This window comes from Butyrivibrio sp. AC2005 (assembly GCF_000424145.1).
Classification (GTDB): domain Bacteria; phylum Bacillota; class Clostridia; order Lachnospirales; family Lachnospiraceae; genus Butyrivibrio.
The window spans coordinates 1-22,377 of the sequence record NZ_AUJI01000043.1 but is presented as its reverse complement, the minus strand read 5'-3'; the positions used below and the strand labels follow the sequence as shown (position 1 = coordinate 22,377).

Below are 22,377 nucleotides of genomic sequence, written 5' to 3'. Positions count from 1 at the left end.
TATATTGGAAAAATAGTATTAAGAAACAGTAAAATATCAAGTCTCTATAAATAAAAAAGCTGCCACAGGAAGTCCCATGGCAGCTCCAAATTCTATATAATCGCTTTTATCAAGCCTTTCCGTCAGAACCAAGAACGTTGATAACCTTGTCGTGAACGATTTCCTTAACGTAAGCACGTCCATCACCAAGATACTGACGAGGATCAAAGTGCTCAGGATGCTCAGCGAAGTGCTGACGGATACCTGCTGTCATACCAAGACGAAGATCAGAGTCGATGTTGATCTTGCAGACTGCACTCTTAGCTGCTGCTCTAAGCTGCTCATCCGGAATACCGATAGCATCCTTCATAGCGCCGCCGTTCTCATTGATGATTCCTACGAACTTCTGAGGAACTGCTGAAGATCCGTGAAGAACGATCGGGAATCCGGGAAGTCTTCTAACTACTTCCTCAAGGATGTCAAGACGAAGCTTAGGATCCTGGCCAGGCTTAAACTTGAATGCACCATGGCTTGTTCCAATAGCGATAGCCAGTGAATCAACGCCTGTACGCTTCATGAAGTCCTCAACCTGATCGGGATTTGTGTACTGAGCTGCGTCATCAGCAACGTTTACATCATCCTCAACACCTGAAAGAGTACCAAGCTCAGCCTCTACAACTGCACCCTTTGAGTGAGCGTAATCAGCAACCTTCTTGGAGAGCTCGATGTTCTCTTCATAAGGCTTGGAAGAAGCATCGATCATAACAGATGTGAATCCGTTGTCGATACACTCCTTACAAATTTCAAAGCTTGCACCATGATCAAGGTGAAGAGCGATCGGAATAGATGTAGCTTCTGTAGCTGCCTTAACCATGTTTACAAGGTAAGGAAACTGTGCATACTTGATAGCGCCCTGTGAGCACTGAAGAATAACGGGGGACTTGAGCTCGTCACAAGCCTCTGTGATAGCCTGAATGAACTCCATGTTGTTGATATTGAATGCACCAACAGCATATCCACCATCGTATGCTTTTTTGAACATATCAGTCGTTGTAACTAATGGCATAATTTTTACCACCTTTCGTAAATATTGTTAACAAAACACTAGGAATATTATATCTCAATTAGTTAGCTTAGCACAATCCTTATTTGCTATGAAAACTGCTTTTTATCGCTTGATTTATGGTAGAATATAGCCTAGAATGCCTGTTTTATATTATTATCAGCCAAAGACGGGCAAAATCACTTATACCCGGAGGAAGAAAAAGTGCGTAAAAAGCTTTTCATCGCAGTTAGAGATATTCTTTTTCTTATCTTACTGCTTTGCTGTATCATTGCCGCATCTCTGCTCGTTGAGCGAAAATCCAGTTTCAATAAAAATGAAATGTTTTTCAAGGAGGCGAAGAAGAATCACATAGATGCCCTTATTTTAGGATCCTCTCACGTAATAAATGGTATCAACCCACTTCAGTTATACGAAGAATATGGCTATACCTCTTACAATCTTGGTGGCTATGGAAGCGTACTTCTTTCAAGCTACTGGCAGCTCATGCTTGCACTTGATCACTGCACCCCAAAGCTTGTTATCATCGATTCCTACATGCTTGAAAACGATGTCAGATACATCGATGATCCAAATGCCAATGTCAGCAGTGACGAGCTTCATCTTAATATAGACAGATTTCCTCTTAGCAGAATGAAATATCATGCCATAAATGATATGTTTGAAAATCAGGATAAGAAATATGCCTATTGGTTTGATTTCATCGTTTATCACGACAGATGGAAGGAACTTGATTCTGCTGATTTTAATCGCTTCACAAAGGACGCTGACATAAACCGCATGATGGGTGCTGTTATGGACTATGAAATCCACTCTGCAGAGTATGAATACGTGGATTACCAGGCAGGAACCCTCGAACAGGAAACAGTGGGAACCCACTACCTCAGAATGATTCTTAACACCTGCAGGGATCGCGGCATACAGGCTGTTGTTGTCACTGTCCCGTTTCTTGCTATGGCAGAGAATCAGGCTGCTGCCCACACAGCCGATCAGATCGCCGCGGAATATGGTTTTCCCTCATTAAACATGCTGGAGGTTCCCGGAATTATTGATATAAACGCTGATATGGCAGATCCGGGACATTTAAATGTATTAGGATGCCAAAAGGTTACATCCTATCTTGGCAGCTATTTATCCCAGACCTGTCCCCTTCCCGATCACAGGGAAGATCCTTCCTATGAAGAGTGGAATAAATGCCTTGATGAATACCATTCAGAGCTTGCATCCATGACTGAAGGAAATGAGGATTTATACACACAGCTGATGATGTATTCCCTATCAGGCTCTGAAAAAACCTTTGTAGTTTCGATTCGAGGCGACTCTGCTGTCTATGCAGATCCGACTCTTATAAGACAGTTACGATCCCTTGGAGCAGGCGAAGCCCTTGACATGGCTGTCTCTGAAAAGTGCTCCTATCTGCTGGTGTCAGACCATGGAAATATCTCTGAATTTGCAGGAGATGGCGAGGACGTTTATATAGAAACAGCAGAAGGCTCTCTTACCTATACACCTGCAAGTGCTATTTACAGAGTTCTTGCCTTAAATGGTGATACCGAGAACAATTTCCTCTACTCAGATGACCATGCTTACGCCGATGTGCAGCTACTTGGCTTCTCAGGAGGAAATCTTTCATCCCACCAGTACTACACCTGTGATCACTTCACTTATGACTATGATGAAAACTAATTATTTCGGAGGCTGACATGCAGTTCGTTTCATTAAGCTTTTTGCTGTTTTTACTGATAACAATTTCAATATATTTTATTGTTCCCAAAAAATTCAGGTACCTCTGGCTCCTTATCGCAAGCTGGGGCTTTTATTACAAGCTGAGCGGCAATCTTCTTTTGATGCTGTTAGCCGTAACTGTAATCTCTTATATTTCCGGATTACTTTCCGGATCATCTGCAAAAACTACATCCGAAGGAAAAAGAAAGGGAGCCCTTATTACAGGAATAGTTCTCCTTGTTCTTAATCTTGGCTATTTTAAGTACACAGGTTTTTTACTTGAGATAGTAAAAAGCATTCAGTCCGCCTTGGGACTTGAAGGTTTGGGCGAAATCGCTGAAATAATCCTTCCTGTGGGAATATCCTTCTATACCTTCCAGGCAATCGGCTATATCATCGACTGCTACAGAGGAACAATTGCACCCGAGAAAAACTTTTTCAGGCTTTCCCTGTTCATTTCCTTTTTCCCTCAGATTACATCGGGTCCCATAGAGAGAGCAGGCAATATGCTCCCTCAGTTCAAGAATCTCGCTGATTTTTCTCATGACAACATGAGGGATGGCCTTCTGCTAATGATGTGGGGATATTTCCAGAAGATTATCATCGCTGACAGACTCGCGGTACTTGTGAATACGGTTTACTCCTCCTATAAGGATTACCCCGGTACTGTCCTGTTTTTAGCAACTGTTTTTTATTCTCTTGAGATATACCTTGATTTTGCAGGCTATTCCAATATCGCTATAGGCTCAGCCAAAATTATGGGAATTGATATAATGAAAAACTTTGAGCAGCCATATCTTTCGGAATCAGTCGCTGAATTCTGGAGAAGATGGCATATCTCCCTATCATCCTGGCTGAGAGATTACTTATATATTCCACTTGGAGGAAACAGAAAGGGATATGTAAGAAAACTGATCAATATCTGCATCGTCTTTGCCATAAGCGGTTTGTGGCACGGTGCCGCCTGGACCTTTGTTTTTTGGGGATTTCTCCACGGACTTTATCAGGTAGCAGGTATTTTATTAAAACCGGCACGTGAAAAGCTCCTGCATGCACTTAATGCAGATTCAAACAGCTTTTCCCTTAAGCTGATAAGAATAATAATAACCTTCCTGCTTGTAAATATAGGCTGGATATTCTTTAAGGCACCTGACTTTAAGGTCTCCATGTATATGCTGAAAAACATGTGGACTATAACTCCCTGGGTTTTATTTGACAAAACCCTCTTTAATCTGGGACTTCCGGAAGCTGATGTCAGACTCCTGATACCCGCACTGATAGTCCTTACAATCGTTGACATCCTGAATTATAAGGGCATATCTGTACGGAAAAAAATAACGAAGCGTGCACTGTGCCTCCGCTGGATCACATACATCCTTGCAGTTTTGTTTATCTTAATCTGCGGTGTATGGGGTCCCGGCTACAATGCCGCTTCGTTCATCTACTCAAGCTTTTGATTTTTTTACAATAAGTCTTATTATCACGCCTAAAGCAAAAACTAATGATACAATCTCTGCCACTCTCCAGTAAAGAGGCTCACGGAACCTGATTCTTATTACAGAGTCGGTTCCTGCCGGCAGAGTCACTCTAAGCTTATTATTATCTCCTGAGGACATCTTATAACTCGTTTCTCCATCCGTTCCGTAATAATACGGATAAGAAAGGATCGGCAGATCAGCATAGCCCTCTTCTCCTGTATTGTTGCTAAGTCTAAGCGAATATTCTCCGCCATTTCTCATTTCATCAGAATACGTTATCTCTTCTGCAGATGGAAGAACCGATGCGTACTGCAATCTTTCCGTATCTGTTCCAACGAGCATATACTGCCTGTCATCGTCAAAGGAGGTAAGCTCATCCACTGTCTTAACTGATACTATGTTTGTCTGTTTCTCAAGAAAAGCATTCACATATGATCCGCTCTGCCAAAGACTTAAGACTACAAGTATTACACCCAGTAAATAAGCAGGCTTCTTTCTCTGAAGCAGTGCAAAAAATGTACATATCAAAACAGTGGCTGCAGTGAGATATCTTGCCGGGTACTGTATGCTTCCGAGAAGCTTGAATACGAACCTGGCCTTTTCAAACAGAAAATCATAGGGAAAATAGCAGGTACTTAAAATGAGTGCAAAAACGCTAAGCACCAGTATTATTATTTCCGTCACATGCTTTCCAATCTCTTTTCCTCTGGAAATCAGAAGCACAATTCCTACTACCACAATAGCAATAAGCGAAAGTCCCGGTGACTGCGGAAGCTCCTCCACGGGCTCAGCACCAAGTTCCTTAATGGGTGCCAGCACATCATAAAAGGCTCCAAACAACTGTCTCCAGGTAATTCCAAAGGTTTGTATCGGAGTACTCTCTCCTGAATTTATCAGCATAGGTGCATTTTTATAATAATCAATGAGCGGAACAAGCTGCCCCAGGTTAAGAAGGAGCGCCCCTCCTGCTGCTGCCATAAGTGTCTTCCACTTACCCTTTGTAAGCATATTTCTTGCATCTGCAATCACGAAGATTACCACGAAGAGAACGGCCATTACCACACTAAGAAGATGTGTCATGAATAGTCCTGTCATTCCGGCTGCAAGCTCTATCGCACCACGCTTTTCATTATCACCTCTGTGTATTCTTGCAAGCCCAAGTACAATCAGCGGAAGAAATGCAAAGGCACTATACTCACCTACTGCTTCTCTTGAAAGCATATCCGTAAGTCTCCAAAATGAGAAGAAATACAGGATCATACAGATTATTCCGGTAATTCTGTTTTCCGAAAGATATTTAAAACAAAAATAGGCCGTAAGAGCTGTTAATATTTGAATAAGTATCAGATAGCACTTATATGCAAGCCAAAGAGGCATACCGCAAATATGAAGAATCGCCGGTATATATAAAAGTGCATCACCGTACATCACACCTACCGGATAGCCATAATTGTTGAACCAGAAGTGCTGCATCTTTACAGGAAATTCACCTGCCTTAAGCCCCTCTGCAATTCCGGCTATTCTCCTCAAATGAAAAGGAAGATCATGGCCAAAGGGAATCCCCTCCTTTTTTTCTTCAGCTTTTTCCAGTGCTTCATAATCCACTGGCTCCCCGCTATATACAAGAGAAGCTCCGTCCAGTTCAATTACCTGATTACATCCTATTTCCTGCAGTCTCCCGATCGCCTCAGGATTTCCCGCAAATACCAGATACACGTAATCAGGACTCAGTTCCTCAGGTGTATAGAATAAATACCTGGCATAAAAGGATGTATCTCCCATGTTGAATTCATAAGGTGAGAGCTTAGTCCCAAGCAAGTAATAGATATAGGGCGGAATGTAGGGCTGATTGTCATGAATTACTACCACCTGCTTATCAGCAAATGCTTCTTCCTCTTCCAGCACCCTTATAGGTTCATCAATAGGCTTCTGGAAAAGATAAAGATCATCCGAATATGTTCCCAGGTATTTTGTAAAAAACGCCGCTGAAAATGCTATAAATACACATCCCAGTACTGCAGATACCGCAAGATATAATTTCTTATTCTTTGCAAATAATCCTATGAAAAGGTCTGCTCCAAAGGCTCCGAAAAATGCCACAGTAAAGAAGATTCCGTTCATCTTATTTACATTTGGTCCATCTCCTCCAAGCATTGACCCGATAAGGAGCTCTGCAAGGAACCACAGGGCAGGAACTGCCTCCGGTGCAAACTCCTTTTTCCCAAAGCCTTTAAATGAACATATCAGCGTCCGTACAAATCCGGCTGCAATAAACGGTATCAAAATGTAATACATGGTTCCAAAGGAAGGCATGCTGTTGTAGTTAAGACTGTCAAAAAGGAAAATGCTTTTCAATGCATTTAGAAGCCCCTGAATCGAGGGCACACCTATTTCCCCTCCTCGGTAGAAGGTAAGCGCAGGCATTGTAATGATGCCAAATACTATGGATTCACTTCCTGTAATATTTACATACTGTGTCACTAAAAGCGGAAGTGCAAGAATAGCGAGCGGAACAGCAAAACAAACAACTCTTAGTGCGTTCAGCTTCCTCTTAATGAGAAGCACAATAAAGAATACAAGTAAAAAGAGTGGCATTATCGCATAGCAGATAGCATATGTATAAAGCGAAACTCCTGCCATCAGTCCCCCAAGAGCATAGTCTGCCTTCTTACCTGAATCTACTGCCCGAAGAAGCAAAAATAAGAACAGTGTAGTCATTCCAAGCATGAGGTTACAGTCAAGACCAAACCTCGCACTCATGACAAATACCGGACACCCCGTGAAAAGAAGAGGATAAATATATGCAGCCGCAGAATCCTCGCCACATATTCTCTGTACTATCTTCTCCCCTGCAAACAAAGTTATGATAGATGATATAACTCCGGGAAGTCTTATTGCCAGGACGCCGAGTCCCATGAATTTCACAAAGACAGCAGCCATATAAGCATATAGCGCACTCTGTCCTCCACCATAGTTTATCAGGTAAACAGGGAAGGATAATAAATTCCTGTCGACTCCGTAATTTGCAAGACAATATGCATCATAGGCCATTCCTGCCTCATCTACATGCAATCCTGCAGGAGAACTCTTAAGAAATATCAGTCTCGATAATATAGCTATAATATATACAGTCGCAAAATAAATTGTTTTTTTATCCAAGCTCTTCTTAGCGCTCACTTCGTTTTCTCTCCATCTTACATATTATTACAAGAGAGGCGATACCCAGAACAAAAAGCACGAGTCCCAAAGTAAGTCCCGGTGTATGATACTTAAGTACTATATTGTGCGTCCCCTCTCCTATAGGTGTCCCAAGGAACATTATATTTGCTTTTTCAGGCGTTCTCTTCTCGTTATCCACATAGATAGTCCAGCCCTTATCATATGGAATATTCAGCACAAGATATGAGTCTTCCCCGGCAGTTATTGTTCCGGTTATCTCGTTTGTCATAAGTGACCTGGGATTTCTGTGAAGTTCATTATCCGCTATAGTTTCTGCCGCAAATACAGGAGCTTTTTCCGCATAACTCTGCATAGGCTGACAGATAACCGCAAGCGTGTCAAAGCTGTATCTTCCCTTTTGAGGAAAAGTGATGGTAATACTGCTTCTTGCTTCATCGCTATAGCACAGGTTTACAAGGTAGTTATGCCATCCGCTGTAAAACTGGCTGTACGGGGTCTTATAGGCGATAGTCTTTGTAACAGCCCTGTTTTCAGGTGTGCTTGTGCTCACCGTAATATTTGCAGCATCATCCTTTATATCACAGTTTAAATTTTCAAAATACAGGTATGTCTCAGAACCGGGAAGTCCTTCAAAGGAAATGGTGCACTCTGCATTATCCTTTTTTACTACAAAAACATTATCCTTAAGCTTTACCCCATGCTTGTCTGTTATCTCATACGGAACTGAAACATCTGTAAATATGCCTTCATCGGTTGTATCCAGCTCAGAGATTTCACAGGAAGCATCTTTGTTTACCTTTTCCCTGACAGCTCCAAAAAGCATGGCCTGCTGCCTCTTTGCAGGGTCAAGTGTATCATAAGCCTCCCTTGTCATAGTCTGTCTGTACGTATATCCAAGGGCAGGGGCATTGCCATTAGCATAAATTCCAAAATTATACCACTCTGAAAAAGGAGCATAGCCATAGGGGATATATCTTTGCTCCTCCTCGTTATTATATCTAAGCGTATAGTACTTAACTCCTGCAAGCTGCATCGGTATAGCACGATCATCAAGTCCGAAAAATGAGAAATTTGACATCTCATTTATGGCAAGAGATTCCATATAATCTGAAACTGCTCCGTTTGCAAGACTCCAGTAAAACTGGGTTGATGGAATTCCATAGGGCAAAGAAGCGTTCCATGTAAGACTTCTGCCTGAATAACTGTAATAATTATCGTATCCCTCCGGCACAGTTTCAGATAACGCTCTAAGCTCTGTACTCATAACAAGCTCATCATATTCTTCCGGCGACATGCTATCGACATATCCGCTTGGAAGATTTCCTGCTTCCGGGGCATTGGCTGTATATCCGTTAAAAACTATGCCCAGAAGTACCAGAATCAATAAACTACTTCTCCTTACAATCTCAGGAAGCTTTACAGCAAAAAGGATAACAAACATTACTGCAAGCAGAATAAGCTGAGGGGTAATCCCTATTGCCTTTTCTCCAAAAAGCATAAGAACAGCAACATATACTGCACTTATAATCGCTGCTGTAAAGATATTCTTTAAATCTAAAAGGACGCTCTCCTGCGTAAAATATGTAATTAGATACGAAAGCAGCAGGCAATATGCAAAGCTCCACCTGTTTATTGTGTAGGAAAATCCTGTCATCACATATCCTGCAGCAGGTATGATCAGCATCGCAGTCATAACAACGGCAATTATCCTATACCTTACCACCTCATTTTTTCTTTCCTCATCCGATTTAAGGAAAAGAAGTGCAAGAGCCGGAAGTGCAATAAAGGTAAGACTTATTACCGTATCATATCTTGGGAAGTATTTATATGAAATCAGACTGACAAGCAGTTCCTTATAGTAATCCAGTGAATAAACAACCGGTACCGCATGAGATCCAAGACCTGCTCTGGGATTTGATAAAAATGCCAGTATAACAGGAAGAAGAATCGGCATAGCTAAAAGGGTTCCAATCACTCCAAGGCCAAAGAGCCTTCCTATACAGATGATTCCTTCTTTAGTATCTTTGAATATCTTATTTGTCAGCAGATAAATGATGGTGTATGCCACAATCATAATAACCAGCATGTAGAAGAAATAGAAATTACTAACTGCTGAAAAAGCTACTGCCATAATAAATGTCAGGGATTTTTTTTCGTGAATATATTTCTGAACTCCGATGATAAGAAGCGGTAAACATATCATAGGCTGCACAAACTGTGGATTCCACATACCTATAAATAAAACTATTCCGCAAAATGCATAGGATATTGCTCCCGTCAGACGGGAAATAACAGAAAATCTCTCCTCTCTTCCTGCAAGTGCAAGGAAGGATACTCCTGCCAGATATGGACGAATGAATATCAGAAACTGAAAATAATAATATACATATTTTGATGGTAACAATCCTACAGGAAGATTTAGCGGATCTCCCACTGCATAATACTGCATGGACGTGAGAAAATCCGCACCATATCCTATTCCGAAATCATAGCTCTGCAGGGAAAGCTTATGCTCGGTGAACAGTCTGTAAAAAATACCCCGTAAAAAACGACCATATTTTGCCAGTGCATTAATATGCTGCTTAAAAGCATCAGAACTGTTAATAAGCGATTTCCCACTCTTAAAGAACCATCCCCATACAAAGACGGAGATCAAAATGTAGATAACAGTAAAGCATATAAATGTTCTTCGCTTAGATCCGGCAGATGAAGATTTCATTATTATCAACCTCAATATTTTTAATTTATTTTACATACGGAAGAAGTTGGTAGACCAGAATGCTTCCTCGTTCACAGCTGTTATTCTGTTGTATTGCAATACAACAGCAGAGTCACTGCCATATGCCCTGACAAGCCTACCGTTTTTTACGTTGTAGCTTAAGGGATCTGTAGTAAAGCCTTTATTATTGCTCTCAAGTACTCTGATCAGTCTGGCTTCCTCAGGTATTCCAAGCGGTGCAAGACTGATTTCCGTAACAGTCAGATATTCATTTGTATTTATTACAACAATAGTGGCACTCGTTCTGTTGAACCTTCCGTACGCAAGCACACCATCGTCTGCATCGAGCCTGACAATAGACCCTGTCTTAAGCTCCATGCTTGTCTTATGAATGTGGATAATTTCCTTATGGAACTCCAGCATTTCCTGATCCTCAGTTCCCCATGGATATGTTCTTCTGTTATCAGGATCTGTAAAGCCACACACGCCCGCTTCGTCGCCATAATAAACTGTAGGTGCTCCCGGCCATGTCATCTGAACAGTAACAGCCTGTCTCATCACAGCCTTGTTCACTCCCTCTTCAGCTGCCCTGAAGCCTTTGGTTCCACACCTTCCTACAACATGATTTGTCCTTGATAAAAATCTCGAATGATCATGATTAGAGAGCTCATTCATGGCAACAAGAGCTGATTCCTGTACAAAGTTGTCAGCCCCTGCGCAGAGCATAGTCTCCCAAAACAGATTTACATCACCAATTTTCTCTTCATGGAACTCATCACTGTGTTTTTCCATTCCTGTAAGAAAATACGTAAGAGGCTCCATGAAAGCATCATAATTCATTACGCTGTCCCATTCACCGCCCTTTAGCCATTCATGAGCACTTCCATAATGCTCGGCTAAAATGAGCGCTTCGGGATTAGCTTCCTTTACAGCATTTCTGAATTTCTTCCAGAATTCGTGATTATATTCCGAAGAATGGCCAAGATCAGCTGCCACGTCAAGTCTCCAGCCATCTGCGTAGTATGGAGCAGAGACCCATTTTTTTCCGACTCCGAGAATATAATTCTCAAGCTTCTTACTTCCTTCATAATTCATTTTGGGAAGTGTATCATATCCCCACCAGCCTTCATAATTACCGTTGTACGGCCATTCTCCGCCGCTAAATCCAAAGTAATCATGATAGGGGCTATCCTTTGAGACATAGGCTCCGGGGTCATATCCCGGTGCATTCTCATATATACGCTCCTTATCCATCCATTTATTAAAGGATCCGCAGTGGTTGAATACTCCGTCTAGTATGACTTTTATTCCACGCTTATGAGCCTCATGAACAAGCTTTGCAAAAAGAGCATCGGACGCCTCTAAATTTTTCCTGTTAGTTACTCTGTCAATATATCTGGTAGCATATCTGTTCTCAGAGCCTTCTTCCAACAATTCTCCGTTGTCCGAAATAATTACACCAAAATGAGGGTCAATATGATCATAATCCTGCGTATCATATTTATGAGATGAAGGAGATACAAATATTGGATTGAAATATATTACCTCTATTCCCAACTCCTTAAGATAATCAAGCTTATCTAGAACTCCCTGAAGATCGCCTCCGTAGAATTCTCTTATATTTCCATCCGGATCCGGATATTTTTTCCAGTTAGTCACCTGCACACTGTGACTTCCGACATAACTGTATTCATCTGTCAAAACATCATTGGAAGGATCACCGTTTCTGAATCTGTCCACAAAGATCTGATACATAACGGCACCTTTTGCCCAGTCAGGTGTTTCATACCCGGGAATCAATCTGAATTTATACTTATCCGGAACTGACAGACTCACACCTTTACAATCGTAATACAGAGTCTCTCCGTCCCCTTCAATTTTGAAATAATAATAGATAGTATCGCTGTTAACCGGTATTTTTCCTTCGAAAAGATAAAAGTCAAACCCATCCTCTGAATGGTGTTTTTTCATATCATTCTCTGCCAGTTGAACACCATTTCTGGATACAAGTGTTATCTTCTTTGCATCATTCTGTCCACAGCGAAAATACAAAAACACAAAACTGCCTGCCTTTGGATGCGGCGGCTGTAGAAAGTCCAGCGTCATGTCATGGAACAGTCTGTCCCGTCTAATCATAAAAATCTCCTTGATATGAAAAAAAGACAGCTTAGGGTTGCTGTCTTTTTTAGAGAAGGTATTTCTTTCTTATGGGTATAGCAAAAAACTTTAATGTATTGGGGGTTACGCGATTATAGTAGCACGTAAACGATTACGGGTAAATACTCACGTTTCACAAAATAACTAAAACCTCATATACATTTTTGTGTATTTTGCACAAGCCTTAAATTTTTTCGGCAAGTGCTGCTATGTCTTCCCCAAGTGAAACAGCAGGGTGTGAGGCAAAAAGTTCCTCGAACTCCTCACGTCCTATTTTTTCTTTTTCTATCAAAAGCTGAGAACTGGAATGAAGAATATCCTCATATGATCTTAATATCTCCTTGGCCTTTGCATAGCACAGATCAATTATATCCTTGACCTGCTTATCAATTTCACCTGCCATCAGTTCAGAATTCCTCTTGTTGTGCTGAATGTCATAGCCGATGAATACGTCCTCTTCCTGCTCGTTGTAATTGATGATACCGATCTTCTTTGACATGCCGTATACGGTAACCATCTTTCTCGCTTCACTTGTTGCCTTCTGAATATCACTCGAAGCTCCTGTTGTAATATCACCAAAGATGATTTCTTCGGCAATTCTTCCACCAAGAACTACCATTATCTCCTGAAGCATCTTACCCTTTGTAAGGAACATCTCATCCTTTTCGGGAAGAGGCATTGTATATCCTGCAGCACCCATACCTGTAGGTATAACAGAAACAGTATAAACAGGTCCTACATCCGGAAGAACATGATAAAGGATTGCATGCCCTGACTCATGATATGCAGTGATCTTCTTTTCCTTATCGGAAATGATATGGCTGTGTTTCTCTGTACCGATACCAACCTGTACAAAAGCTTTCTGAATATCATGCTGTTTGATATATGTACGATTATCCATTGCAGCATTAATAGCTGCCTCATTGAGAAGATTCTCCAGATCGGCTCCTGTAAAGCCTGCTGTAGTCTGGGCAATATCCTTAAGAACAACATCCTCACCAAGTGGCTTATTTCTTGCATGAACCTTCAGGATTTCTTCTCTTCCCTTAACATCAGGACGGGCAACAGTAATCTTTCTGTCAAAACGTCCCGGACGAAGAATAGCGGGATCAAGTATGTCTACACGGTTTGTTGCAGCCATGACAATGATTCCCTCATTTACACCGAAACCGTCCATCTCAACAAGAAGCTGGTTCAGTGTCTGTTCACGTTCATCATGTCCGCCGCCCATACCTGTTCCACGGCGTCTTGCAACTGCATCTATCTCATCGATAAAAATAATACAGGGTGAATTCTTCTTTGCATCAGCAAACAGATCACGCACTCTTGAAGCTCCGACTCCGACAAACATCTCAACGAAATCAGAACCCGAAATACTAAAGAAGGGAACTCCTGCCTCTCCCGCTACAGCTCTTGCAAGAAGAGTTTTACCTGTTCCGGGTGCACCCTCAAGCAGAACACCTTTAGGAATTCTTGCTCCTACTCTGGTAAATTTTCCGGCATCTTTCAAAAATTCTATAATCTCTGTCAGCTGCTCTTTCTCTTCAACAAGACCTGCCACATCGGAAAGCTTTATCTTGTTATCATCTCCTGTCGAAAGACGAGCTCTGCTCTTTCCGAAATTCATCATTCGGTTATTACCGGACGATTGCCCCTGAGCATTATTCATCATCACAAACAGAAATGTGATTACAAACAAACCAACCAATATAGGTATGATGCTGCTGATTAAAAGATTCTCTCCCGGCACATCTCTGACCACAGGATCGATGCCTTTTTCTATCAGTAAATCCTCTACATCCGAAACATCGGTTGCATAGAGCACTTTTTCCTGACCATCGGTAAGTGTAATCTGAACAACACCTGTAGGCGTCTCCTGATTAGGTATAATAACCGCACCTACCACTTTCCCCTTTTCAAGAGCATTTTTCAACTGTCCTATAGTATAAGCCGTATCCGAAGACTGGATTCTGCCTTTTCCATACTCAAGAAAAGCCAAGGCTAATAAAAGGACCACAATAAGCCCAAAGTAAAAATTAAATCCCCTGTTTTTATTCACTGTTTATCCCCTTTAATCGAACTCTACTACCCCAATGTAAGGAAGGTTTCGATATCTTTGATCATAATCCAGACCATAGCCCACAACAAACTCATCCGGAATCTCAAAGCCTGTGTAGTCTACGTGTACGTCCATAACTCTTCTCTCAGGTTTGTCAAGAAGAGTGCAGAGCTTAATGCTTGAAGGTCCTCTGTCACCAAGCATCTTAAGAAGATAGCTGAGAGTTCTTCCTGAATCCACAATATCCTCAACAACCAGTACATCCTTACCGGCAATAGGCTCATCAAGATCCTTAACGATCTTAACTACTCCGCTGGACTTGGTTGATGAACCATAGCTTGAAGCAGACATAAAGTCCATAGTTACAGGGACTGTAATTCTCTTTGCAAGCTCACACATGAAAAATGTGCCACCCTTAAGTACACATATAAGATGTACTGTCTTGCCGGCATAGTCTTTGCTAATCTGCTCGCCTATTGCCTGTATTCTCTTGTCTACTTCTTCCTCAGAAAGTAATACTCTAACTGATTCTGCCATAATTACCTCTCTTCCGGAAGTGTCATGCACTCCGTCTTTCTTAATCATTTAATAACTGTTACTTCCAAAACTCTGTCTGAATCATCATCCAGTTTATAGAAATCGCCCATTCGGTATCCGGGAATCCAGAGAACATTACCCCCGTCCGCCAGTATATAGAGCTCATCTCTCTTATTAATCGGGATTTTTTCATCTATCATGAATTTTTTCAGTTTCTTATTTCCATTTCCGAGCGAGATTATATCTCCTGTTCTTCTCGTACGGAACTGCAAACTATTACTTATTTTATCATAATTAAACCATTTCGTATATTCGGTTGTAGGTATTTTGAATGAGCTTTTATAAGGAAAAACCCTGATATTTACCATTCCCAGATTAGGAATTTCCCTCTCAATGGTATCGCCATCCTCTATTTTGCTTAGGTCAAGCACTATGCTATCATTTTCCGCATTTTTGTCATCGGTTTCAAAATAAAAGTGCAGCTTGTCATAATTTCTTACTGCCTTTATTCCATATGGCAAATCCAGCATTGCACTTCCGTCAGTACTCATCACAATCGCTGACAGCTCCTTAATATGTACTGCCTGAATATCCTTAACATGCGGATAAAGAAGATGGATTCCCTTAATTATAAGTCTCTCCCTGATAATATCCGGTACCCCGGCAAGGACTATGCAGTCCATTATCACTTCTTCCCTGGAGTTCTCGATAAGCCAGTTTTTTACCAGATTAGCCTGTCCCTCAAGATATTCATCTATTTTTGCAAGATATTCGGCTGTTTCCGCCACGTGCAGATCTGCCCTTGGATTTATCTGTTCATTGGCCACAGGAATAATATTATGTCTTATACGGTTTCTGGTGTAGTCATCCGTAAAATTGCTACTGTCATTACAGTATTCATATCCTTTTTCCGACAGGTATTTTTCTATCTCATCCCTTCCTGTCATCAAAAGAGGTCTTATCAGCTCAAAGCCTTCCCTCGTGCCTTTTGCTCTGATTCCTGACAATCCTTTTATCCTGCTTCCTCTGAAAAGATTGTGAAGAACTGTCTCAGCCTGATCATTCCTGTTATGTGCCGTAGCGATTTTTACAGGCTTGCCTGTCTTCCTTTCTATCTCACCGGCTATATCACAGAAAGCTTTATACCTTTCATTTCTTCCTGCTTCTTCCTCTGAGGAGGGAGATTTTTCCACAATTTCAGGTATATTTATATCTCTTCTGTAAAAAGGAACATCCCATTTTTCACATAGTCTCTCAACAAAAACCGCTTCACTGTCTGCCGCTTTTCTTATCATGTGATTAATATGAACTACATACAGACTAAAAGAAAGCTCCTCCCTAAGCTCGCAGAGAGTATGAAAAAGACAGACAGAATCCGCTCCACCCGACACTCCCGCAAGTACTATCTCTCCACTTGAAATCAGCCTCTCGCTCTTTATGTATTTTTTTAATTCCTCAGTCAGATTATTCATGTTTTCTAAATCTAAAAAGCTCCGGAGTATGTACTTCCGGAGCTCTTATCACCTTTTTATTTTCCTGAGCTTTTATCCTTGAAAATTATCTCTCCGGGATATACCAGACCCAGTTTTTCTTTTGCAACCTGTTCAATATACTTTCTGGTAGTTGTATATGTCTCGAATTCTGCTATCTCTTCACTACGCTCTGTTTCTTTATCTATCTGCGCCTGTAATGTTTCAATTCTGCTCTGATACTGGTCTCTCTTTTGAACCAGACTAAAGCTTCTTACCAAAACAACCACAAGAAGCAGAGCCACAGCAACAGTAGCCATAATCATTCCATATGTATTTTGAACACTGCCTCTTTTATACTTTGCTCTTGTTGCCATTATCTCTCCCCATCCGAAAACATCCTGTTACAAACGTTATTTCGGAAACATAACTCTTCAAATCTATTTTAGTACTCATAAAATGTGCTGTCAAATACCACATATCAAATATATCGATAAAGCGATGATACATCCTCTTTATGGATTGTTTCTTTGACATCCAGAACTTCTACCTTAACATCCTTATTTCCAAAGCTTATGGATATTATATCTCCTGCTTTGACATCTGTGCCGGCTTTTGCCACCCTGTCATTTATCATGACTCTTCCGGCATCACATGCGTCATTTGCTACTGTTCTTCGCTTTATAAGTCTTGTTACTTTTAAATATTTATCAAGTCTCATGGTTGTCCTCCACTGACCTCCGGTTCACCTGATGTATCCTCATCGCCAGAAGTCTTATTTTCGTCAGCAGCATCACTTCCGCTGCTTCCACTATTGCTATTTCCGCTGTTATCATCATTATCCGAGGTATTGTCTTCATGGCTTACAGGAACGAGATCAGGAAATGAATAAGTCACATTTGTCTTTTCCTTATCAACCTGTATAGTGTAGCTCTTCGTCTGATAGCCATCCTTCTGAAGAGTAACCATATGCTTGCCTGCTGTTTTCACAAACGTTACCGGCAAAATTCCAACATAATTGCCGTCAAGATATGCCTCAGCTCCTATAGGAGTATCAAATGTAACTTTATATCCGGCAATTTCGTTACTGTCCTCTTGAGAAGATCCTGAATCAGATGAATCCGAATTGGAACTATCCCCTGTTGATGCAGCATCTGATGCCTTATTTCCATCAGAACTATCTTCTCCTGAATCATCCTCCGAAGACGCCTCCGTAGCTGCAGCATCAGAATCAACTTCTCCCGAGCTTGCACTTGATGAGCTTGAAGAAGACTTGGTATTGGAAGAATTCGTCTTCTTTTGTTTTTCCTTAGTTGACGCTGTGTCTGCGGCATTTCCATCAGTCACAATATATCTACTGCCATCATCATAAGTGCTTGAAGAATCACTTGATGATTCATCATCTGATGAAGCTTTATCAGATGCCTCCTCTGATGCCTTATCAGTATTTTCCTTTGGTTCAAGATCTATAAAAAGTGTGGCATCGGGTTCAGCAACCTTAAGGGTATGATCCTGTGGTTCATATCCTTCAGCCATTACATGGAGCTTATGCTTGCCATATGTATAGCTTCGGGGAACCTCCGTCAAAACCTCTTCGCCATCCACAAATACTCTTGCTTCAGAAGGTGTCACTATAAAAGTAACATTTCCCTCCTTAATCTTTTCAACCTCAGCAACGCTTGTATCTATAACAGTCTCTTCATTGCGATTTACAACTATCTCAGACTGAAATTTAGCACCATTACCTAAGATGCTGACATTATAACTACCCTCAGGAGCACTGATAAGCATATTGGGAGTTATCTTACGGATTACCTCTTTATCAAGTTCAATCCAGGCTCCTACAAGGCTTCTGTCATTTACCGTATCAGACGAGAGGCTTACATATCCGTGTCCTCTTGTTACCACTATGCTGTAAATCTCTTTATCTATTCCGCTTACGCGTATTGTATCCGTCGAAAGAATATCCTCCGGATTAACCGCCTGCCCATCCGAGATAATAAGTGTTTTAGGTGTTATATGAAAAACAGTGCCATTAATCTTTGCTGTTTCATCATCACTGACAAGATCAAAATTATTGACCTCTGCCTCAACCCACGCCTCATCTGAAACAACCAGTGAATTAAGGTGCTTTACTCCTTTTAAAAAGGTTATATCAACAATCTGACCAACTTCAAGAAGTGAAGCAGACATGGGATTCCCATGAATATCATATATCATTGAAGTATTGTCATAGCTTAATGTATAGTTCTTACCTATATCGTGATTTCTGAACTGAATTGTCTTGGAATATGTATTAATCTGCTTAACCGCTGCAGTATCAGCCGAATCATATTTGCCAAGAAGTGAAACTCTAACCTTGGTATCATCGCTCACATCAGATTCCACAGCGGATACACACAGTGGTTGTTGCATGAGAAAAACTACCGCAAGCAGCAGTATGAAGAATCTCTGAAATTTATTTTTCATAAGTCTTCCCCCTTTTCCAAATATATATTTGGAAATATCCCCAAGCTCTATTCATTCCCTTTCATAGCAAACCCGGTAAAATTAGTTTCGTCCAGCAGATATTCCTTCGTATTGTGAGACGGATCATCAATCACATCCGAAAGCATCGCTGAAAGTATGTCACCCAGCTCCCTGCCGGGTTTAATACCCTTATCAATAAGGTCTTTACCATTGACAGCAAGATTTTTTAAAGAAAAGCACTCTCCGTCTCTCTTTATCTCATCGTAAAGCACATTTAGTCTGTCTATCCATTCGTACTTCTCATCCTGAAGATAACTACTCTGTGCTGCAGTATCTGCCTTTTTTACCTCTATAAAATATGGGAACAGCTCATCCCCTATTTTATTCATGGCCCTTCTGACATTCTTTTTCTCTGCAGGAAAACGCCAGTCATGGTTTTTTATAAGCAATTCGACTTTATCCATGGTATCTCTGTCGAACTTAAGCCTTCTTAAGATCATAACCGCTGTATCAGCACTCTTTACAGCATGACCGCGGAAATGATCTATTCCTTCATCGTCAGTAGTTCTGCAGGAAGGCTTTTCAATATCATGAAAAAGCATTGTAATTCTTAAAACCTTATCGTTTTTTACGGCCTCTACAGATTTGATAATGTGTTCACCGACATTGTAACAGTGATGCGGATTATTCTGAGGTGTAACAAAGCACTTATCAAACTCAGGCATAAAAACAGCGGTAATCCCTGTTTGGTACAGTTCCTTTACTTTTCCCGGATTATCCGATATGAGAAGCTTAACAAGCTCGACCTGCACTCTCTCTGAGCTTATTCTCTTAAGTGTAGGTGCAAGCTCTGTTATTGCCTTTCTGGTATCTTCCTCTATGGAGTAGCCAAGCTGAGCTGCAAATCTTATAGCCCTCATCATTCTGAGGGCATCCTCTGTAAAACGTTCTCTTGGCTCTCCCACACATCTTATTATTTTTTTATCAATATCCGTAAGACCGTCAAACTCATCAATAAGACCATCCTCATCACTATAAGCCATGGCATTTATTGTGAAGTCCCTTCTCTTTAAGTCCTCAATAAGACTTGCCGTGAAAGTTACATCCTTCGGATGTCTTCCATCCTCATATTCACCGTCTATACGATAGGTGGTAACTTCAAACCCTTCCTTGCCCATCATGACAGTAACAGTTCCATGCTGTATTCCGGTATCTACGGTTCTTCCGAATATATTTTTTACCTGCTCGGGCCTGGCGCTGGTGGTAATGTCCCAGTCACCGGGCTCTCTACCCAGTATACTGTCTCTTACGCATCCTCCGACCACATAGGCCTCATAACCGGCATCGTGGAGTTTATCCAGAATCTCGGCTGCAGGTGCAGGTATATCAATTTTGATTGTTTTTCTATCCAACTCTTTCTTCTATCTTTCGTCTTGGTATTGCATATTGCCAAAATGGATTAATATGCTCTGCCCCAGTAAACCATCTTGGTTGCAGGCTTACCACAGCATACGCATGTTCCTGACAGATTCTCCTGCTCAAAAGGAATGCATCTGCTTGTTACGGAATAATCTTCCTTGATCTTGTCCTCACATGCTCTGTCTCCACACCACATAGCCTTTACAAAGCCCTTGGTCTCCTTGAATGCTTCCTCGAACTCTTCCTTTGTGGTTGCAGCAAAAGTATGTGTCTCAAGGTGATTCTTAGCTCTCTCGTACATGTCATTCTGTATCTGAGGAAGAAGCTCTCCTACCTTAGCTGCTACTTCATCAATAGCACATTCTATCTTCTCTCTTGTATCTCTTCTGACAAGAACACACTTACCTGCTTCAATGTCCTTAGGTCCAATCTCAATACGAAGCGGGATACCTCTCATCTCCTGATCAGCAAACTTATATCCGGGACTTCTGTCTGAATCATCAATCTTAGCTCTGAAGTCCTTAAGTGCCTCAAGCATCTTACCTGCTGTCTCAAGCACGCCTTCCTTCTTCTGCTGAATAGGAACTATCATAACCTGAACAGGTGCAATTCTGGGCGGAAGCACAAGACCTGAATTATCACCGTGTACCATGATCATTGCACCGATAAGTCTTGTTGTTGCGCCCCATGAAGTCTGGAATACATGGTGAAGCTTGTTGTCTTTTCCGGCATACTGAATCTCAAAAGCCTTGGCAAAGCCATCACCAAAGTTATGGCTTGTTGCAGACTGAAGAGCACGTCCGTCATGCATAAGAGCCTCTACTGTGTATGTAGCATCTGCTCCTGCAAACTTCTCCTTCTCAGTCTTCTGACCCTTGATAACCGGAATAGCCATATCCTCAGCAAGGAAATCTGCATAAACATTCAGCATCTGCTGAGTTCTCTCCTCAGCCTCTTCAAATGTGGCATGTGCTGTATGGCCTTCCTGCCAGAGAAATTCTCTTGAACGAAGAAAAGGTCTTGTCTCCTTCTCCCAACGAACAACGCTGCACCACTGATTAAGTACCTGAGGCAGATCCTTGTATGAATGAATCTCTCCCTTATAGTAATCGCAGAAAAGAGTCTCCGATGTAGGACGTACACAATATCTCTCTGTGAGAGGTTCGATTCCACCATGAGTAACCCATGCCACCTCCGGTGCGAAACCTTCGACGTGATCCTTCTCCTTCTGAAGAAGAGACTCCGGTATCAGCATTGGCAGATAAGCATTTGTAACACCAGTCTTCTTAAATCTCTCATCAAGATGCTTCTGAATAAGCTCCCATATAGCATATCCTGCCGGCTTAATAACCATAAAGCCCTTGATATTTGAGTAACTGATAAGTCCTGCCTTTGTGACTACGTCAGTGTACCATTGTGTGAAATCCTCATCCATTGAGGTTATCTCTGATACAAGTTTCTTTCCATCCTGTGCCATGATTAATTCTCCTAATCTTATTACTTATTTGTATGTGTTTTCTAATTCGCATAGTTTGTATCATGATATAGCTTTAATGCACTGTTTGTCAATGATTTGGTGGATTTGCTTTATGTTTTCAACCCTGCTTACTACTAATTGTTATACACATAATGATCAACCCTTATAACTTCTCTTTCTATGCATGCTCCTTATATCTTGTTTTCGGATTTATGCTCATATTTTACTATTTTTAGTCCATATTTCCTGATAATCCTTATCTTGACTGATACACTACCTATAATTATTTACGTAATATCGTTTCCCTTACGTCAACCCATCAGTTTTCTTTGATTTAGGGCTATAAATCAGCATACTTTTCTGGAAAATAAATTTCTATAAATAATTTCCTTGAGGTTAGTTCAATCTATTTCTTAAAATAACAAACAATTGGTCTACTAAAACTGAAAACCTTTTATCATTTTTCGTAAAGCCTTACGTCAGATTGAATAATTTATACTCTATTGACCTACCACCTATTTTTCAGTTAGCCCAATTATTAAATTTGTTCGCGAATAGACTGATTTCCAACCGGAAGATTTTCCCGCAAATATTTTTGAGGCTTCTGGCATGATGGTGGGTACTATGCCAGTCCTCTGATGTATAT

The 22,377-nt window shown here is 41.1% G+C and carries 14 protein-coding genes; 2 read left to right on the top strand and 12 right to left on the bottom strand.

The window, feature by feature from the left end; all coding sequences use genetic code 11:
* Positions 1-109 precede the first annotated feature (109 nt).
* Positions 110-1,045, bottom strand: coding sequence for a class II fructose-1,6-bisphosphate aldolase (fba, locus tag G602_RS0112885; protein WP_026659395.1), 936 nt, complete (start codon positions 1,043-1,045; stop codon positions 110-112).
* A gap of 201 nt (positions 1,046-1,246) precedes the next feature.
* Between fba and G602_RS0112880 the strand changes: the two genes are divergently transcribed.
* Together G602_RS0112880 and G602_RS0112875 are read left to right on the top strand one after the other, a co-directional pair.
* A complete protein-coding gene (locus G602_RS0112880) occupies positions 1,247-2,728 on the top strand; it encodes a hypothetical protein (RefSeq protein WP_026659394.1) in 1,482 nt (493 codons plus the stop codon).
* Between the two features lie 17 nt (positions 2,729-2,745).
* On the top strand, positions 2,746-4,224 hold the full coding sequence (locus G602_RS0112875) for an MBOAT family O-acyltransferase (protein WP_026659392.1): 1,479 nt from the start codon (positions 2,746-2,748) through the stop codon (positions 4,222-4,224).
* On the opposite strand, the gene G602_RS0112870 is transcribed toward G602_RS0112875, so the two are convergent.
* The 11 genes from G602_RS0112870 to proS all read right to left on the bottom strand — a co-directional run bounded on the left by G602_RS0112870 (position 4,213) and on the right by proS (position 21,731).
* The gene (locus G602_RS0112870; RefSeq protein WP_026659391.1) at positions 4,213-7,422 is read right to left on the bottom strand and encodes a 6-pyruvoyl-tetrahydropterin synthase-related protein; all 3,210 of its coding nucleotides are present in this window, start codon (positions 7,420-7,422) and stop codon (positions 4,213-4,215) included. The two genes, G602_RS0112875 and G602_RS0112870, sit on opposite strands and share 12 nt — an antisense overlap.
* The gene (locus tag G602_RS0112865) at positions 7,412-10,144 is read right to left on the bottom strand and encodes a YfhO family protein (protein WP_026659390.1); all 2,733 of its coding nucleotides are present in this window, start codon (positions 10,142-10,144) and stop codon (positions 7,412-7,414) included. Before G602_RS0112865 ends, G602_RS0112870 begins: the two co-directional genes overlap by 11 nt.
* Before the next feature lie 30 nt (positions 10,145-10,174).
* Positions 10,175-12,277, bottom strand: a complete 2,103-nt coding sequence (locus tag G602_RS26500) for a glycoside hydrolase family 13 protein (protein WP_155829874.1) — start codon at positions 12,275-12,277, stop codon at positions 10,175-10,177.
* A 208-nt stretch (positions 12,278-12,485) separates the two neighbouring features.
* Positions 12,486-14,360 (bottom strand): ATP-dependent zinc metalloprotease FtsH, encoded by a 1,875-nt coding sequence (ftsH, locus tag G602_RS26495; protein WP_044932039.1) that lies wholly within the window; start codon positions 14,358-14,360, stop codon positions 12,486-12,488.
* Positions 14,361-14,372: 12 nt separating this feature from the next.
* On the bottom strand, positions 14,373-14,897 hold the full coding sequence (gene hpt, locus G602_RS0112850) for a hypoxanthine phosphoribosyltransferase (protein ID WP_026659389.1): 525 nt from the start codon (positions 14,895-14,897) through the stop codon (positions 14,373-14,375).
* Between the two features lie 44 nt (positions 14,898-14,941).
* The gene (gene tilS / locus G602_RS0112845; protein ID WP_026659388.1) at positions 14,942-16,369 is read right to left on the bottom strand and encodes a tRNA lysidine(34) synthetase TilS; all 1,428 of its coding nucleotides are present in this window, start codon (positions 16,367-16,369) and stop codon (positions 14,942-14,944) included.
* A gap of 56 nt (positions 16,370-16,425) precedes the next feature.
* The gene (locus G602_RS0112840) at positions 16,426-16,743 is read right to left on the bottom strand and encodes an FtsB family cell division protein (protein ID WP_026659387.1); all 318 of its coding nucleotides are present in this window, start codon (positions 16,741-16,743) and stop codon (positions 16,426-16,428) included.
* A 104-nt stretch (positions 16,744-16,847) separates the two neighbouring features.
* Positions 16,848-17,087 carry an RNA-binding S4 domain-containing protein gene (locus G602_RS0112835; RefSeq protein ID WP_026659386.1) on the bottom strand — a complete coding sequence of 80 codons (240 nt, stop codon included), beginning with the start codon at positions 17,085-17,087 and terminating at the stop codon, positions 16,848-16,850.
* Positions 17,084-18,835, bottom strand: coding sequence for a PEGA domain-containing protein (locus tag G602_RS0112830; RefSeq protein WP_026659385.1), 1,752 nt, complete (start codon positions 18,833-18,835; stop codon positions 17,084-17,086). The genes G602_RS0112835 and G602_RS0112830 overlap by 4 nt, the downstream gene beginning before the upstream one ends.
* Before the next feature lie 47 nt (positions 18,836-18,882).
* Positions 18,883-20,232, bottom strand: coding sequence for a CCA tRNA nucleotidyltransferase (locus G602_RS26490; RefSeq protein ID WP_044932048.1), 1,350 nt, complete (start codon positions 20,230-20,232; stop codon positions 18,883-18,885).
* Between the two features lie 62 nt (positions 20,233-20,294).
* The gene (gene proS / locus G602_RS0112820; RefSeq protein ID WP_026659384.1) at positions 20,295-21,731 is read right to left on the bottom strand and encodes a proline--tRNA ligase; all 1,437 of its coding nucleotides are present in this window, start codon (positions 21,729-21,731) and stop codon (positions 20,295-20,297) included.
* Between the last annotated feature and the right edge of the window lie 646 nt (positions 21,732-22,377).